The sequence below is a fragment of the Bradyrhizobium sp. 613_E4_N2_2 genome, from assembly GCF_052075995.1.
Lineage (GTDB): Bacteria > Pseudomonadota > Alphaproteobacteria > Rhizobiales > Xanthobacteraceae > Bradyrhizobium > Bradyrhizobium barranii.
This window is the reverse complement of sequence record NZ_CP197234.1, coordinates 7,157,766-7,173,240: the sequence shown is the minus strand read 5'-3', so window position 1 is coordinate 7,173,240 and position 15,475 is coordinate 7,157,766. Positions and strand designations below refer to the sequence as shown.

Genomic DNA, 15,475 nt, shown 5'->3' with positions numbered 1-15,475 from the left:
AGAAAGACGTGGATGCCCGCGACGAGCGCGGCCATGACGTGGAGAGGCCGGCGCGTTGCCGCTACAGTGAGGGCATGAGCCCCAAATCGGCACTAATGGCCAAGTCGGAACCAATTCAGTCGGAGGCATCGGCTCGCCCAACGCTGTTGCTCGCCTGGTACGACCGCCATCGCCGCCGTCTGCCATGGCGCGCGATGCCCGGCGAGACCTCGGACCCTTACCGCGTCTGGCTATCGGAGATCATGCTCCAGCAGACCACCGTGAAAGCCGTCGGCCCCTATTTCGAAAAGTTCGTCGCGCGCTGGCCGGATGTCACGGCGCTGGGCCGGGCGTCGCAGGATGACGTGCTGCGGATGTGGGCCGGCCTCGGCTATTACTCCCGCGCGCGCAATCTCCATGCCTGCGCGGTGGCCGTGACGCGCGAGCACGGCGGTGTGTTTCCGGACACGGAAGAGGGGCTGCGCGCGCTGCCGGGCATCGGGCCCTATACGGCGGCCGCGATCGCCGCGATCGCGTTCGACCGCCGCACCATGCCTGTTGACGGCAACATCGAGCGCGTGGTGTCGCGCCTGTTCGCCGTCGAGGAGGAGCTGCCGCAGGCCAAGCCGCTGATCCAGCAACTGGCGGCGACGCTGCTTGCGGACGCTCGCGCCGGCGACGAGACGTCTCGTGCTGGCGACAGCGCGCAGGCGCTGATGGATCTGGGCGCCTCGATCTGCACGCCGAAGAAGCCGGCCTGCTCGCTCTGTCCGCTCAATGAGGATTGCACCGCGCGTGCGCTGGCGACGCAGGAAACGTTTCCGCGCAAGGCGCCGAAGAAGAGCGGAACGTTGCGGCGCGGGGCTGCCTTCGTCGTGACGCGCGGCGGCGAGCTGCTGGTCCGCTCGAGGCCCGAAAAAGGCCTCCTTGGCGGCATGACCGAGGTGCCGGGCTCGGACTGGCTGGCCGGCCAGGAGGACGCGACGGCGAAGCAGCAGGCACCGGACCTGAAGGGGCTGTCGCGCTGGCAGCGCAAGGTGGGCGTCGTCACCCACGTCTTCACGCATTTTCCGCTGGAGCTGGTGGTCTACACGGCGAAGGCCGAAGCGCGTACGCGCGCGCCCGAGGGCATGCGCTGGGTGCCGATCGCGACCCTCGCCGGTGAAGCGCTGCCCAACGTCATGCGCAAGGTGATCGCACACGCGCTGGACCCTTCAAGGGCCCCACCTTCCTGACAGCACGCTGGCAGCAGCGCTACGCTATCAGCGCCCGATACGGAGGCTGCCAATGGTCAAGACCGCACTCAACAACTTTCCAAGGCCGCCCTGCGCCGAGCTGCTCGGATGGCGCCTGCTCGATGCCCGTCCGGAGGAGGGCTGGATCAGGCTCGCCTTCGAGGGCAAGCCCGAGTTCTGCAATCCGGCGGGCTTCATCCAGGGCGGCATGCTCTCTGCCATGCTCGACGACACCATGGGGCCGGCCGTGCTGGTGATGAGCGAGGGCCGGCTCTACACCACCACGATCAGCATGACCGTGAATTTCCTCAGCCCCGCAAGGCCCGGCCCGATCATCGGTGAGGCCAGGGTGACGCAACTCGGCAAGACGATTGCGTTCGTCGAGGCGAAGCTGATGGCGGAAGACGGCACGGTGCTGGCGACGGCGAGCGCCAGCGAGCGGCTGCTGGAGGCGGCGAGGGTGGTGGGGAAATAGTCGAGCCGCGCATTCCTCTTCCCTTCTCCCCTTGCGGGAGAAGGTGGCATAGGCGGCCTTCGGGCCGCCGTTCTTAAGAGAACGCCGAAGCGAAGCTTCGGCTATGGCGCCGGATGAGGGGTTTCTCTCCGCGAACTCAAATGCGAGTTGGACTCGCGGAGACGGACCCCTCACCCAAGCGAGTGTATGTTTGCCAGTGGTGCTGCCCTCTCCCGCAAGGGGCGAGGGCACATTAATGCGCATCTCGCTTCTTGCGCGAGCTCACGCTCCCATCCGCTTTGCATCCGCGCTCACGATCGGCGGCTTCGCATTCAGCGCCTCGACCTGGAAGCCGGCGACGCGCTTGTAGTTTGCGGCGATGTCTTCCAACTCCTGCTGCGACAGCACGTCGGTGACGATGTCGTAGCCGTCGGGCGCGCGCTCCTCGACGAGCTGCATCACCTGCTCGGGGCCGTTCTTGCGGTTGAGCAGGACGAGGTCGGTGGTCGCAGGCCTCCGCTCGGCCTCATAGGCGAGCAGCGCCGCGGTCGTCGGGCCATGCGCCAGGATCTCGCGGGTGATGGTGCGGGCATCGAGGATCGCCTGCGAGGCGCCGTTCGAGCCGATCGGGTACATCGGATGCGCGGCGTCGCCCATCAGCGTGACGCGGCCGAAGGTCCATTGCGACACCGGATCGCGGTCGACCAGCGGATATTCGTAGGCGTGCGGGCAGTTCTTGATCAGGCCGGGCACGTCCAGCCAGTCGAACTGCCAGCTCTCGAACCAGGGCAGAAACTCCTCCAGGCGCGCCGTGCGGTTATAGTCCTCGCGCCGCCACTGATAGGTCGGCGGCATGTGGCGCTCGGCAACCCAGTTGATCAGATGGTTGCCCGCCGCATCGGGCGCCTTCGAAATCGGATAGCAGACGAATTTCAGGATCTCGTGCCCGGCCATGATCATGGTGCGGCCGGTGAGGAAGGCTTTTGACGGCGTGACGCCGCGCCAGAGGATGCGGCCATTCCAGATCGGTGGTCCCTCCTGCGGATAGAGCTTTTCTCGCACGGCGGAATGGATACCGTCGGCGGCGATCAGGATCGCGCCGTCGTAACTGCCGGCAGCCTTGCCGGTCGCCCTGTCGATGAAGTCGGCGCGCACGCCGTTTTCCGTCTCGGTCCAGCCGGTCAGATGGTGGCCGGTCAAGATATTCTCGCGGCCGAGCCGCTCGATCGCGGTGTCGAGCAGGAGCTGCTGGAGGGTGCCGCGATGGATCGAGAATTGCGGCCATTTGTAGCCGGCTTCCAGCCCGCGCGGCTCGCTCCAGATCGGCTTGCCGTGCTTGGAGAAATAGGCGAGTTCGCAGGTCCGCACGCCGCTGGCGTCCAGTCTGTCCATCAGCCCGAGCTCGATCAGCTCGCGCACGGCATGCGGCAGCACGTTGATGCCGACGCCGAGTGGCTTCAGCTCGGCGACGCTCTCGAACACTTTTACGGGAACGCCGATTCCGTGCAGGCTGAGCGCAAGCGTCAGCCCGCCGATGCCGCCACCGGCGATGAGTACCGTCATGACAAAACCCCTCCGATTGCGGGCGTCTTGGCACAGGCGGGCGGCGGTGGGCAACTGCGAAGAGCAAAAGCACGGAGAACGTCGTGCTATGGACCTTGGGGACGACAGCCGTTAACTTCCAGCTTTCCCATGAGGTCCGACATGTTCAAGCTCTACTACGCCACCGGCACCTGCGCGCTCGCCACTTACATCACCCTGGAAGAGGCCGGTGCCGACTACACGGCCGAGCGGCTGAGCTTCAAGACCAACCAGCAGAACAGCCCGGATTACCTCGCGATCAACCCGAAGGGCCGCGTGCCCGCGCTGGTGACCGATCGCGGCGTGCTGACCGAGACGCCCGCGATGCTGGCCTATGTCGCGCAGACCTTCCCCAAGGCGAAGCTCGCGCCGCTCGACGATCCCTTCGATTTCGCCCGGGTGCAGTCGTTCAACTCCTATCTCTGCTCGACCGTGCACATCAACCATGCCCACAAGATGCGCGGCGCGCGCTGGGCTGCCGAGGAGAGCTCGTTCGCCGACATGAAGGCGATGATTCCGAAGACCATGGGCGCCTGCTTCTCCCTGATCGAACAGAAGATGTTCAAGGGACCGTGGGTGATGGGCGAGCAGTACACGATCTGCGACCCCTATCTCTATACCCTGTCGACCTGGCTCGAAGGCGACAGCGTCGACATCAACGCCACGCCGAAGATCGCCGACCACTTCAAGCGCATGTCCGACCGTCCCGCCGTGCGCAAGGTGATGGACGCGCAGAAGGCGTAGGAACGTAGCTCTCGTAGGGTGGGTTAGACGAGCAGATGCGCGAAGCGTATCTGCTCGGCGTAACCCACCTCTGTTTGTCTCCGCAGATGCAAAAGTTGGTGGATTACGCCTTCGGCTAATCCACCCTACGATAGCTTGCGCTTGGCTTGCTCCAATTCACGTCCCGTCTCCAGCATCAGTCGCCGCAGCCAGATCGAGCCGGGGTCCATCTGCGCGCGGGTCGGATGGAACATGAACTGCTCGTCGATCCCGGGGTCGAGCGGCGGCGTCACCGTGACGAGGCCGAGCTGCTTCGACAGCGCGGCGATCAGCCGGCGCGGCACGAAGGCGACGAGGTCGGTGCGGGCGGCGACGTGCAGCGCTTCGAGATAGCCTGACACCACCAGCGAAATGTGTCGCTCGATGCCCTTGGTGCGCAGCCAGGTGTCGATCAAATCCTCGCTGCTGCCGCGGATGATCACGCCGACATGGCGTGCGGCCAGGAACGTCTCGCGCCGCTTCAGCTTCGCAGCCATGGGATGGCCGCGCCGCACCGCCAGCGCGTCGCTGTCGGTGTAGAGCAGCTGGCGGTGAAAACCCTTGAAGGCGTTGCCGATCGAGATCACGAGATCGATGGTGCGGGCGAATTCTGCGTGGAAGATCGTCGACCCTCGCCAAGGCACGACGTCGATGCGGACGTTGGGGGCGGCCTGGGTGACTTTCTCCATCAGGGGCGGCATCAGCAGCTCGACCGCGAGATCAGGCATCATCAGGCGGAATTGCCGCTCGCTGCGCGCGGCGTCGAAGTCGTCAGGTATGAACAGCCCGCGCACCTGGTCGAGCGCCTGGGCCAGCGGCGCGCGGAGCGCTTGCGCCCGCGGCGTCAGCTCCATGCGCGCGCCGGTGCGCACCAGCAACGGATCGCCGAAGATGTCGCGCAGGCGTTGCAACGCATGGCTCGTGGCCGGCTGCGACAGCCCGATCCGAAGCGCGGCCCGGCTGACATTGGCCTCGCGCAGCAGCGCGTCGAGCGCGGTCAGGAGATTGAGGTCAAGCGAATTCAAATTCATGAGGCGAATAGATATCATATCCACTATCGATTTGAAGAATTCTTATCCGGCAGGGATGATCTCCGTGTTGCCACCAAACGGAGATGCCGCCATGAGCGCGAGCGCCAACAAGAAACTGATGCAGGATATCTTTGCCGCCGCCGCCAGCCCCGATCCGGCCGCACGCGACCGGGCCCTGTTCACCGCAAGCCTTGCCGACGATGCCAGATGGGTCGTGACCGGCCAGTATTCCTGGTCCCGCACCTTCACCGGCAAGGAGGCGATCCTCAACGATCTGCACGGTTATGTGCGCACCCGCTTGCGCAACCGGACCCGCACCGTAGCTCACCGTTTCATCGCCGATGGCGACGTGGTCGTGGTGGAAGCCAAGGGCGACAACGTCACGCCCGAGGGCGTTCGTTATGACAACGACTACTGCCTGGTGTTTCGCCTCGAGGACGGGAAGATCAAGGAGATCCGGGAATATTGCGACTCGACCCTGACCGAGAGGGCGCTTGGTCCGTTTCCGCAGACGCCCGTGAGGGCCGCGAGCTGACCGGATTGAGGACCATCTCGTCCGCCGACCGGTGCCGTCGGCCCCGTTCGGCGATGGTCGTGTCGATCTGGCGCAGGCTGATAGCGATCGTCGTTGTCAGGCGCGAGCGGTCCCAGGCCCGGTACCAGCTCGCCGCCATGAGCGAACGGGAGCTTCAGGACTGCGGCATGACCTGGGCGGAGATCGCGTACGAACTGAGGAGACCGGTGCGACGGAGTTAGACGAACGGACGAGATCCAGCCGCCGCCTGCCTCCCATTTTATCGGAGCCGGCGGAACCTTCGGGTTCCGCCGGGCGTTTGCTCGGTTCGGGGGCAATCGCGCCCCCGGCATTGCACGCGTTTGGGAAATTCATGCTGGCTGGGGTTTCGGACGTTTCAACACAGGTGGGCCGCAGCTTTCCCGGACTCCGCGAACGATTGAGAGATGCGACTGCGAATGCGCACCGCGAGCTCGATGCGCAGCTTTCGTCGTTCGACCTCACGGTCTTGTCCGGTTACCGCCGTTTCCTGCAAGCCAGCGCCGGCGCACTTCTTCCGCTCGAAGCTGCGCTTGTGCAGGCTGGCGTCGCCACGATGTTTCCGGATTGGCTGGAGCGGGCGCGTAGCGCCGCAATCGCGGCCGATCTCGGGCAGCTCGGCAGCGCCGCGCAATCCACCGTATCCGTGCCGCCGCTGACGCGCAGTGGCATGCTCGGCACGTTGTATGTTCTGGAGGGCTCCCGTCTCGGCGCAAAGTTTCTGCTGAAGGCGGTCGCGGATGCGGGCGATCCGCGCATCGGCGAGGCCACCGCGTATCTCAGTCATGGCGCGGGCAAGCGGCTCTGGCAGAGCTTTCTGGCGCAGCTTCAAAACGAAGAGGATTGCGACGCGGACGAGACGATCGAATCGGCACGTGTCGCTTTCGCGGCCTTCGAGCAGGCGGCGGACCGCGCATGAACGAGGCGGTCAATCTCACCAATTGCGATCGCGAGCCGATCCACATTCCCGGCAGCGTCCAGCCGTTCGGCTTCCTGCTCACGGTGCTGTCGGATTTCACGATCTGCATGGCCTCCGACAATGTCGGCAGCTTTCTTGGGACTGACGTCGCCGACCTGCTGCAGCAGCCGCTGTCGCGCGTCATCTCGGAAGCCGCCGTCGAGACCATTCGCGGCCGCGTCGATCATCTCACCGGCCCGGATACGACCGAGCGCCTGTTCGGTGTCGAGCTCCAGGCGGGCAAGCCGCCTTACGATCTCTCCATCCACTTCTCCGGCGCCTATCTGGTCATCGAGGCAGAGCCCAGCGTCAACGAGCCCGGCGTCAATTCCGGCGAGCTCGTCCGCCTGATGCTGGAGCGAATCCGCAAGACGCGCGGCATGACCGAGCTCGCCCGCGAGGCGGCGCGCCAGCTCAAGGTCCTGACCGGCTTCGACCGCGTCATGGTCTATCAATTTCATCCGGACGGATCGGGCGAGGTGATCGCTGAAGCTGCGGAAGCCGGCCTCGAACGGTTTCTCGGCCTGCACTATCCGGCCTCCGACATCCCCAAGCAGGCCCGCATCCTTTATCAGCGCAACTGGCTGCGCATCATCGCCGATATCAATTCGAAACCAGCCGCGTTGTTTTCGACGGCAACGCACAATGCGGGGCTGCTCGATCTCTCCATGAGCGTGCTGCGCTCGGTCTCGCCGATTCACATCGAATATTTGCGCAACATGGGCGTCGGGGCCTCGATGTCGGTGTCGATCCTGCGCGACGGCAAGCTGTGGGGCCTGTTCGCCTGCCATCATTATTCGCCGCGCTACATCTCGTTCGAGAAGCGCACCGCGTCCGAGCTGTTCGGGCAGATGTTCTCCTGGATCGTGGAGGGGCGCGAGCGCGAGGGCAATGTCGCCTATGAGATGCGCGCTCACCAGGTGCAGGAGCGGTTGATCGAGACCGCGGCCTCGCACGAGCACAGCCGGCGCGCGATCGTCGACTTCCTCGGCGACTATCGCGGGATGATCGATTGCGACGGCGTGGCGGTATGGTCCGACAACAAGATCACGCTTCAGGGCCAGACGCCGACCGAGGACGAGGTGAAGGAGCTGGTCGCCTTCATCAACCGGACCTCGCCGGGACGGATTTTCGCCAGTGCCGAGATTGCCAAGGTCTATGCTGCCGGGCAGTCCTTTCGCGACCGCGCAGCCGGATTTCTCGCCATTCCGATCTCGCGGACTCCGCGCGATTGCCTGATCTTCTTCCGGCGCGAGGTCGTGCGCTCAGTGAACTGGGCCGGCGCGCCCGACAAGGTCTATGACGAGGGACCGAACGGACCGCGCCTGACGCCGCGCAAGAGCTTTGAGCTCTGGCAGGAAACGGTGGCGGGCCAGTCGAAACCTTGGTCCACGGCCGACATCCGCATCGCCGAGAGCCTGCGCGTCACGCTGCTCGAAGTGATCCTGCAACTGTCCGACCTTGCCGCCCGCGAGCGTCGCGGCGCGCAGGAGCGGCAGGAGTTGATGATCGCCGAGCTTAATCACCGCGTCCGCAACATTTTGAGCCTTGTCCGCGCGCTGGTCGCGCAGAGCAAGGACACTGCAACTTCGGTTGAGGAGTTTGCCGGCGTGCTCGGTGGCCGCATCCAGGCTTTGGCCCGCGCCCACGACCAGATCACCAATTTGAACTGGGCGCCGGTTGCGCTGCGCTCGCTGGTCGAGTCCGAGGCCGGCGCCTATCTCGGCGCGCGCGCCGGCCGCGTGAAGATGGGCGGGCCCGACGTCGCGCTCGATCCCAAGGCGTTCGCGACGCTGGCGCTGGTCGTGCACGAGATGATGACCAATTCCGCCAAATATGGCGCGCTGGCCGATTCCACCGGCAGCGTCGAGGTGGTGTGGCGCCTCGATCCATCTTCCAGCCTTGTCATCGAATGGAAGGAGAGCGGCGGGCCGCCGGTGCAGCCGCCGTCGCGCCGCGGCTTCGGGACCACCATCATCGAGCGTTCCGTCCCCTTCGACCTTAAGGGCGAAGCCGAAATCCGGTTCGACCTGCTCGGGGTGCAGGCCAAGTTCATCATCCCGCCCAATTTTGTCGAACTGGTGCCATCAATCGGAGGAGCCGCCATGCGCGTCGAGGAGCAGCAACCCGCCCGTCCGCGAATTTCCGAGACCGCGCTGATCGTCGAGGACAATCTGATCATCGCCATGGCGGCCGAAGTCATCCTGCTCGATCTCGGTGCCCGCCATGTCGACACTGCGGCGAGCGTCGACCAGGCGTTGCGCGCGATCGAGCGCACGCGTCCGGGCTTTGCGCTGCTCGATCTCAACCTCGGCAACGAGAGCAGCATCAAGGTGGCCGAGAAGCTGAAGGAGATCGGCGTGCCCTTCATGTTCGCGACCGGCTATGGCGAGCGCGCGCCGATCCCGGAAGAGCTGGCGTTCGCGCCGGTGGTCCAGAAGCCCTACACGCTGGAAGTCGTCGAGAACGCGCTCGGCAAATTGCAGGGGACGGTCGCTCTATAGACATCCATCCCGGCGACGCGTGCAGCGCTCTGCAAGCGGCTGCGGGCTTTGCACCGAAACCTGCGCAACTGCCGATAAAATCAGCAGGTCCTGTGCGGGCCGGCACACACATGCGCGAAAAATCGGAAGGTTCAATTAACGAGTGTCCCTCATTGTACCGCGGTGCAGCGTGGGTGCCGAAAAGCGACTCGCGGCTGCCGGGGGTGGCCGTGACGATTGCCGGGGTCGTTCGTCCGCCCGAATTCACATGCACCTGGGTGGACAGTGGGAATGCCGAACTTTCGTTTGCGGATCAGGGGACGCCTGTACGCGGGTTTCATGGCCTTGGTGGCGGTTGGTCTCGTGATGGCGGTGGTCGCCATCTGGAATTTGCGGTCCGTGCAGGACCAGGTCGCAAAGGCTTCGGCATTTTCGGACAGCACGGCGCGGGTCCTGGAGGTCTCGACCCATCTTCAGGCGATCCAGCGCGCCAATCTGCGCTACATCTACGACGCCAGCGAGCCCGCAATGAAGGAGGCCGCAGAGCGTGAAACCGCGGCGACCGAGCTGTTGAAGGTCGGGGCGCAGGGAACGCTCTCCGAGGAGCGGCGGAAGCTCTACAACGATCTGATCGCCGACATCGCGAAAATGCGAAGCCTGCGTGACAATCTCGGCGACGCCGTCAACGAGGCGCGGACCGGCAAGGCGACGCTGCTGCCGAGCGGTGACGAGCTGACTGTCAAGATGGGCAAGCTGGTCGATGTGGCGCGCGCAGCCGTCGACGAAGACACCGGGGCCCTCGTTGCGGACCTCGAATCCAGACTCCTGCTCGTCCAGATCGCGAACTGGCGTTTCCTGGCCCTGCGCGACAGCAAGGGGCCCGCCAACTTCAGAACCAATGTGGACAGGGCGTCGCAGCGCCTCTCGGCGCTCGAAAAGAGCCCGCAGGCGACCGAACTGCGTACGACGCTCGCGCCGGTGAAGACCTCGCTCGGAATCTACAAATCCGCGTTCGAGACGACGTCGGCCGCGATGCTGCAGGCCGACGAGATCTACCACAAGAGCCTCGCGCCCCTCATCGTCGACAGCATCGCCAAGCTCAAGGTCGCGGAAGCCGCCTTGAAGAAGGACTACAAGGAGTCGCGCAGCCAGGCCGAAGCCGTGATTGACGGCACGACCACCGTGCAGGCGATCGCGGGCGGCCTTGCCACCCTGTTCGGATTGATCGTCGCCTTCCTGATCGCCCGCAGCATCGTCGGTCCCCTGACGTCGATGACGCGAGCGATGGGGCTGCTGGCCGGCGGCAATCTCGAGGTCGGGATTCCCGGGCGCGGCAAGGCCGACGAGATCGGCGACATGGCCAAGGCGATCGAGGTGTTCAAGACCAACATGATCGACACCGAACGGCTGCGCACGGAGCAGACCGAGACCGAGGCGCGGCAGGCGGAGAGCCGCAAGGCCGACATGGTCCGGCTCGCCGACCAGTTCGAGCAGGCGGTCGGCGAGATCGTCGACACCGTGTCGTCGGCATCGAACGAGTTGGAGGCGTCGGCGGGCACCCTGACGACGACCGCGACGCGCGCGCAGAATCTGTCGACCGAGGTGGCGTCGGCGTCACAGGAGGCCACGGCCAATGTGCAGGCGGTGGCGTCCGCGACCGAGCAGCTGTCCTCCTCGGTCACCGAGATCGCCCGCCAGGTGCAGGAATCGGCCCGGATCGCCAACGAGGCGGTCGGGCAGGCAAGCAGGACCAATGAGCGCGTCGGCGAGCTGTCCAAGGCGGCCGCCCGCATCGGCGACGTGGTCGAGCTGATCAGCACGATTGCCGGCCAGACCAACCTCCTGGCGCTGAACGCCACCATCGAGGCCGCGCGCGCCGGCGAGGCCGGCCGCGGCTTTGCGGTGGTCGCCTCCGAGGTCAAGGCGCTGGCCGAGCAGACCGCGAAGGCGACCGGCGAGATCGGCCAGCAGATTTCGAGCATCCAGGCCGCGACCGAGCAGTCGGTCGGCTCCATCCGGGAGATCAGCGGCACGATCGAGCGGCTGTCGGAAATCTCGTCGGCGGTGGCCGCCGCCGTGGAAGAGCAGGGCGCGGCGACGAAGGACATCTCCCGCAACGTCCAGCAGGCCGCCCATGGCACGCAGCGCGTCTCGATCAATATCGGCGACGTCCAGCGCGGCGCCTCCGAGACCGGCTCGGCCTCCTCGCAGGTGCTCTCGGCGGCGCGCTCGCTGTCTTCAGACAGCAACCGGCTGAAACAGGAAGTCGCGAAGTTCCTGGACTCGGTCCACGCTGCCTGATCGGCGCCGACCCGCAAAAGCAAAAGGTCCACGCGCATGCGCGTGGACCTGCCATGGCGGCGTGGTGGGATGAGGACATCGCTCGCGCGCGCCACCGCTTGATGTCCGGAATACGGTGGTGTCTTCGTCGGCTTCTCCGTATTCGACACCGGTAAAATACAGCCGCAATTAACAATTGTTCCGCATTGTACGGCAGCGCAGCGCGATTCTCGCAGGCGTGGCTGCAATGATCAGTCGTTGCAATCGCGCCAAGGTCGTCGGCTGCTTCTGCTTTTCTGCTGCAATGGGTGGACAGTGATGCCGAGCTTGCGTTTGAGAATTCGGGGGCGTCTCTACGCCGGATTTTCGGTTCTCGTGGTCGTTGGTTTGATCATGGCCGCGGTTGCGGTCTGGAATTTGTGGGCCGTCCAGGGCCAGATGGCGCGGCTCTCCGCGCTCTCGGACAACACCGCCCGCGTGCAGGAAATCTCGATCAACCTCCAGGCGCTGCGGCGTGCCAATCTGCGTTACATCTATGACGCCAACGAGCCGGCCTTCAAGGAGGCTGCGGAGCGGGAGGCGGCGACGGCCGAGCTGTTGAGGGCCGCGGCCAAGTCGACGGTCTCCGAGGAGCGGCTCAAGATCTACAATGGCCTCGTCGGCGACGTCGACAAGATGAAGTCCCTGCGCGAGCGCATGGGCGCTGCCGTCAACGAGACGACGAAAGGCAAGGCCACTTTGCTCGCCGGCGGCGACGAGCTCACCGCCAACACCGGCAAGCTGGTCGAGGCCGCGGGTGCAACCGGCGACACCAGCGTGACCGCCCCCGTCGCCGATCTCGAATCCAAGATCCTCCTTGTTCGTGTCTCAAACTGGCGCTTCCTCGCCGTCCGGGACGCGAAGGGGCCGGCGACCTTCAGGACCAATGTCGATCGGGCGCAGCAAGCACTCAAGTCACTTGAGGGGGCCGGTCTCCCGGACGAGGTCAAGGCCGCGTTCGGGCCGATCAAGAGTTCACTTTCGACCTACAAGGGGGCTTTCGAGACGACATCCGCCGCAATCCTCCAGGCCGATGAAATCTACCGCAATGAGATCGCCCCCTTGATCAGCGATAGCGTCGACAGGCTCAAGGTGGCGGAGACCGGATTGAAGGCCGACTACCAGAAGTCGCGCGCGGCCGCCGATGGCGTCATTGCCAGCACGACCTGGATTCAGGAAGTCGCCGGCGGCCTTGCGGTCCTGTTCGGCGGCCTCGTCGCCTTCCTGATCGCGCGCAGCATCGTCGGACCGCTGACCACGATGACCCGGGCGATGGGAGCCCTCGCCGGTGGCGATCTCAAGGTTGAGATCCCCGGCCGCGGAAATCGCGACGAGATCGGCGAGATGGCCAAGGCGATCCAGGTGTTCAAGGAGAGCATGGTCGAGACCGACCGCCTGCGCCACGAGCAGGTCGAGGTCGAGGCGCGGCAGGCGGAGAGCCGCAAGGCCGACATGCGAAACCTGGCCAATCAGTTCGAACGAGCGGTGGGCGAGATCGTCGACACCGTGTCGTCGGCATCAAACGAGCTCGAGGCTTCCGCGGGCACCCTGACCACGACGGCCAGCCGCGCCCAGGATCTGTCGACGGAAGTCGCCAGCGCCTCCCAGGAAGCCTCGGCCAATGTGCAGGCCGTTGCCTCGGCGACCGAGGAACTGTCCTCCTCGGTCTCGGAGATCGCCCGCCAGGTGCAGGAATCCGCCCGCATCGCCAGCGAGGCTGTGGGTCAGGCAACGCGGACCAACGAACGGGTCGGTGAACTGTCCAAGGCCGCCGCCCGTATCGGCGACGTGGTCGAGCTGATCAGCACGATTGCCGGCCAGACCAATCTGCTGGCACTGAACGCGACGATCGAGGCGGCGCGTGCGGGCGAGGCCGGTCGCGGCTTTGCCGTGGTCGCCTCCGAGGTCAAGGCGCTGGCCGAGCAGACCGCGAAGGCCACGGGCGAGATCGCCCAGCAGGTCTCCGGCATCCAGGCCGCGACGGAGGAGTCGGTCGGCTCGATCCGGGAGATCAGCGGCACCATCGAGCGGCTGTCGGAGATCTCGTCGACGGTTGCGGCGGCCGTGGAAGAGCAGGGCGCTGCCACACAGGAAATCTCCCGCAACGTCCAGCAGGCCGCTCACGGCACGCAGCGCGTATCGACCAATATCGGCGACGTGCAGCGCGGAGCCTCCGAGACCGGCTCGGCCTCCTCGCAGGTGCTCTCGGCGGCGCGCTCGCTGTCTTCAGACAGCAATCGGCTGAAGCAGGAAGTCGCAAAATTCCTGAGCTCGGTCCACGCCGCCTGAGCCGCAAACGCAAAAGGCCACGCGCATGCGCGTGGCCTCCAAAAGCTGCGTCGCGCGATCAGGCGACCTTCGTCGTCATGTGCTTGAACATGTTGGCGCGCGCCTCGTCGTCCATCTCGGCCTTGAAGGTGAACTTGTCCTTCAGCGCGATCGCGCGCGCCGCCGCCGGCCGCGCCGAGATCTCGTCCACCAGCCGCTTCACGTTCGGATAGCGCGCAAAGGCATCGTCGCCGAGCTTGAACGGCACCATCCGCGCCCAGCCCCACAGCGCCATGTCGACGATCGAATAGCTGTCGCCGACCATGTAGCAGCGGCCTTCAAGGTGACCGTCGAGAATCTTGTAGTGGCGATCGGTCTCGTACTGGTAGCGGTTATGGGCGTAGTCGTGGTTCTGGTCCTTCGGCGCAAAATGCTTGAAGTGCACGGCCTGGCCCGAATACGGCCCGACGCCGGTGGCAATGAACATCAGCCATGACAGCGTCTCGCCGCGGACGTTGGCGGCGGGAAGGAACTTGCCGGTCTTCTCGGCGAGGTAGAGCAGGATGGCGTTCGAGTCGAACACGATGGTGCCGTTGTCGTCGATCGCCGGCACCTTGCCGTTCGGATTGATCTTCAGATAGTCCGGCGCGAACTGCTCGCCCGTGCGGGTGTCGATCTTGACCGGCTCGAACGCCAGGCCGGCCTCTTCCAGATAAAGCGCGACCTTGGTCGGGTTCGGCGAACCGTTGAAATAGAACTTGAGCATGTTTGTCTCCCCAATTCCCTTTTTAGAGAATGAATGCAGCGTCGCGGCCTTCTGTGCCTGAACATGGCCGGGGAGAGCAACCGGCGAGTTTGCCGGGCGGTGTCTGCGCGGTACGCAGATCAGCCTGCGTAACAAAGGCCGATCGCCGCCGTAATGACGATTCAAGTCCGGCTGAGCCGTTCCCGCAGGAATTCAATGAAGCGCTGCGTCTTGGCTGGCAGCAGGCGCGTCTCGGTGACTGCGTAGACGGTGACGGGCGAGCCCTGCCATTGCGGCATGATGCGACGCAGCCGGCCATCCGCCACTTCGTCGGCCACGATCTCTTGCGGAAGAAAGGCGATGCCCGTGTCGAGCGTTGCGAGGCGGCGGATCAGTCCCACGTTGTTGAGCCGAAAACGGCCGCCGACGTCGGTCTGCTCCATCTGCGTGCCCCTGTGTAACGTCCACGCACTCACCTTCGTCATGCACAAGCATTGATGACGGGTGAGGTCCGCCGGTTCATGCGGCTCGCCGTTGGTCTCGAGATAGCGCGGCGAGGCGTAGAGATATCCCGGCATACGGGCGAGCGGCCGCGCGATCATGTGGGATGGCTCTGATTCTCCGACGCGGATCGCCAGATCGAACGGCTCCGATACGAGATCGACACGTCGCGGCGTCAGGTCGAATTCGAAATCGATGTCGGGATATTGCCGCGCGAATTCGGCGATCAACGGTGCGAGGTAGGTGTTCGCGAAATCCACCGGCAGCGAGACGCGGAGCATGCCGCTCGGCTGCGCCAGCATCCCGTCCAGTTGCTCATGCGCCAGGCGCGCCTCGTCCACGATGCGCTTGCAGCGCTCGAAGTAGATCTGGCCGGCTTCGGTCAATTCGATCTTGCGGGTCGTCCGGTTCAACAGGCGAAGCCCGATCTCCTTCTCCAACAGATCGATCCGGCGCGACAGCGTCGAATTGGGCATGTCGAGGGTCTTGGCGGCGCGACGGAAGCTGCGGGCCTTCGCGACCTCCACGAACAGCGCCATATCGTTCAACAACGCCATTTCATTATTCCATCAGTGGATCAATCAGTTCCATTTTACGGCATTTATT

The 15,475-nt window shown here is 65.1% G+C and carries 13 protein-coding genes; 9 read left to right on the top strand and 4 right to left on the bottom strand.

Features of this window, described 5'->3' with window-relative positions:
• The first annotated feature begins 74 nt into the window (after window positions 1–74).
• Together mutY and AB7290_RS33940 are read left to right on the top strand one after the other, a co-directional pair.
• Window positions 75–1,214, top strand: coding sequence for an A/G-specific adenine glycosylase (mutY, locus tag AB7290_RS33945; RefSeq protein WP_085402588.1), 1,140 nt, complete (start codon window positions 75–77; stop codon window positions 1,212–1,214).
• A gap of 52 nt (window positions 1,215–1,266) precedes the next feature.
• Complete coding sequence (locus AB7290_RS33940; protein WP_085402528.1) at window positions 1,267–1,689, top strand: PaaI family thioesterase; 423 nt, start codon at window positions 1,267–1,269, stop codon at window positions 1,687–1,689.
• 261 nt (window positions 1,690–1,950) lie between these two features.
• Here the strand turns inward: AB7290_RS33940 and AB7290_RS33935 are convergent, their stop codons facing one another.
• Window positions 1,951–3,231 (bottom strand): flavin-dependent oxidoreductase, encoded by a 1,281-nt coding sequence (locus AB7290_RS33935; RefSeq protein WP_085402529.1) that lies wholly within the window; start codon window positions 3,229–3,231, stop codon window positions 1,951–1,953.
• Window positions 3,232–3,372: 141 nt separating this feature from the next.
• On the opposite strand from AB7290_RS33935, the gene AB7290_RS33930 reads away from it, so the two are divergent.
• Entirely contained in the window at window positions 3,373–3,993 is a 621-nt protein-coding gene (locus tag AB7290_RS33930) for a glutathione S-transferase family protein (RefSeq protein ID WP_085402530.1), read from the top strand.
• Window positions 3,994–4,118: 125 nt separating this feature from the next.
• On the opposite strand, the gene AB7290_RS33925 is transcribed toward AB7290_RS33930, so the two are convergent.
• Window positions 4,119–5,042, bottom strand: coding sequence for a LysR family transcriptional regulator (locus tag AB7290_RS33925; RefSeq protein ID WP_085402531.1), 924 nt, complete (start codon window positions 5,040–5,042; stop codon window positions 4,119–4,121).
• 91 nt (window positions 5,043–5,133) lie between these two features.
• On the opposite strand from AB7290_RS33925, the gene AB7290_RS33920 reads away from it, so the two are divergent.
• From AB7290_RS33920 to AB7290_RS33895, 6 genes are all read left to right on the top strand, one after another.
• Window positions 5,134–5,577 (top strand): nuclear transport factor 2 family protein, encoded by a 444-nt coding sequence (locus AB7290_RS33920; RefSeq protein WP_085402589.1) that lies wholly within the window; start codon window positions 5,134–5,136, stop codon window positions 5,575–5,577.
• A 53-nt stretch (window positions 5,578–5,630) separates the two neighbouring features.
• Window positions 5,631–5,798, top strand: coding sequence for a DUF1127 domain-containing protein (locus AB7290_RS33915; protein ID WP_085402532.1), 168 nt, complete (start codon window positions 5,631–5,633; stop codon window positions 5,796–5,798).
• 131 nt (window positions 5,799–5,929) lie between these two features.
• On the top strand, window positions 5,930–6,514 hold the full coding sequence (locus AB7290_RS33910; protein WP_085402533.1) for a biliverdin-producing heme oxygenase: 585 nt from the start codon (window positions 5,930–5,932) through the stop codon (window positions 6,512–6,514).
• Window positions 6,511–9,057 carry an HWE histidine kinase domain-containing protein gene (locus AB7290_RS33905; protein WP_085402534.1) on the top strand — a complete coding sequence of 849 codons (2,547 nt, stop codon included), beginning with the start codon at window positions 6,511–6,513 and terminating at the stop codon, window positions 9,055–9,057. Before AB7290_RS33910 ends, AB7290_RS33905 begins: the two co-directional genes overlap by 4 nt.
• 270 nt (window positions 9,058–9,327) lie before the next feature.
• The gene (locus AB7290_RS33900) at window positions 9,328–11,337 is read left to right on the top strand and encodes a HAMP domain-containing methyl-accepting chemotaxis protein (protein ID WP_085402535.1); all 2,010 of its coding nucleotides are present in this window, start codon (window positions 9,328–9,330) and stop codon (window positions 11,335–11,337) included.
• Between the two features lie 297 nt (window positions 11,338–11,634).
• Entirely contained in the window at window positions 11,635–13,644 is a 2,010-nt protein-coding gene (locus tag AB7290_RS33895) for a methyl-accepting chemotaxis protein (RefSeq protein WP_071916158.1), read from the top strand.
• 58 nt (window positions 13,645–13,702) lie between these two features.
• Here the strand turns inward: AB7290_RS33895 and AB7290_RS33890 are convergent, their stop codons facing one another.
• Together AB7290_RS33890 and AB7290_RS33885 are read right to left on the bottom strand one after the other, a co-directional pair.
• Window positions 13,703–14,389, bottom strand: coding sequence for a glutathione S-transferase family protein (locus AB7290_RS33890; RefSeq protein WP_085402536.1), 687 nt, complete (start codon window positions 14,387–14,389; stop codon window positions 13,703–13,705).
• A 161-nt stretch (window positions 14,390–14,550) separates the two neighbouring features.
• On the bottom strand, window positions 14,551–15,426 hold the full coding sequence (locus AB7290_RS33885) for a LysR family transcriptional regulator (RefSeq protein WP_085402537.1): 876 nt from the start codon (window positions 15,424–15,426) through the stop codon (window positions 14,551–14,553).
• Window positions 15,427–15,475 lie beyond the last annotated feature (49 nt).

What these genes read in the sequence shown, in the direction of transcription:
- mutY (WP_085402588.1), top strand. Translation starts at nt 75, where the DNA reads ATGAGCCCCAAATCGGCACTAATGGCCAAGTCGGAACCAATTCAGTCG.
- AB7290_RS33940 (WP_085402528.1), top strand. Translation starts at nt 1,267, where the DNA reads ATGGTCAAGACCGCACTCAACAACTTTCCAAGGCCGCCCTGCGCCGAG.
- AB7290_RS33935 (WP_085402529.1), bottom strand. Translation starts at nt 3,231, where the DNA reads ATGACGGTACTCATCGCCGGTGGCGGCATCGGCGGGCTGACGCTTGCG.
- AB7290_RS33930 (WP_085402530.1), top strand. Translation starts at nt 3,373, where the DNA reads ATGTTCAAGCTCTACTACGCCACCGGCACCTGCGCGCTCGCCACTTAC.
- AB7290_RS33925 (WP_085402531.1), bottom strand. Translation starts at nt 5,042, where the DNA reads ATGAATTTGAATTCGCTTGACCTCAATCTCCTGACCGCGCTCGACGCG.
- AB7290_RS33920 (WP_085402589.1), top strand. Translation starts at nt 5,134, where the DNA reads ATGAGCGCGAGCGCCAACAAGAAACTGATGCAGGATATCTTTGCCGCC.
- AB7290_RS33915 (WP_085402532.1), top strand. Translation starts at nt 5,631, where the DNA reads ATGGTCGTGTCGATCTGGCGCAGGCTGATAGCGATCGTCGTTGTCAGG.
- AB7290_RS33910 (WP_085402533.1), top strand. Translation starts at nt 5,930, where the DNA reads ATGCTGGCTGGGGTTTCGGACGTTTCAACACAGGTGGGCCGCAGCTTT.
- AB7290_RS33905 (WP_085402534.1), top strand. Translation starts at nt 6,511, where the DNA reads ATGAACGAGGCGGTCAATCTCACCAATTGCGATCGCGAGCCGATCCAC.
- AB7290_RS33900 (WP_085402535.1), top strand. Translation starts at nt 9,328, where the DNA reads ATGCCGAACTTTCGTTTGCGGATCAGGGGACGCCTGTACGCGGGTTTC.
- AB7290_RS33895 (WP_071916158.1), top strand. Translation starts at nt 11,635, where the DNA reads ATGCCGAGCTTGCGTTTGAGAATTCGGGGGCGTCTCTACGCCGGATTT.
- AB7290_RS33890 (WP_085402536.1), bottom strand. Translation starts at nt 14,389, where the DNA reads ATGCTCAAGTTCTATTTCAACGGTTCGCCGAACCCGACCAAGGTCGCG.
- AB7290_RS33885 (WP_085402537.1), bottom strand. Translation starts at nt 15,426, where the DNA reads ATGGCGTTGTTGAACGATATGGCGCTGTTCGTGGAGGTCGCGAAGGCC.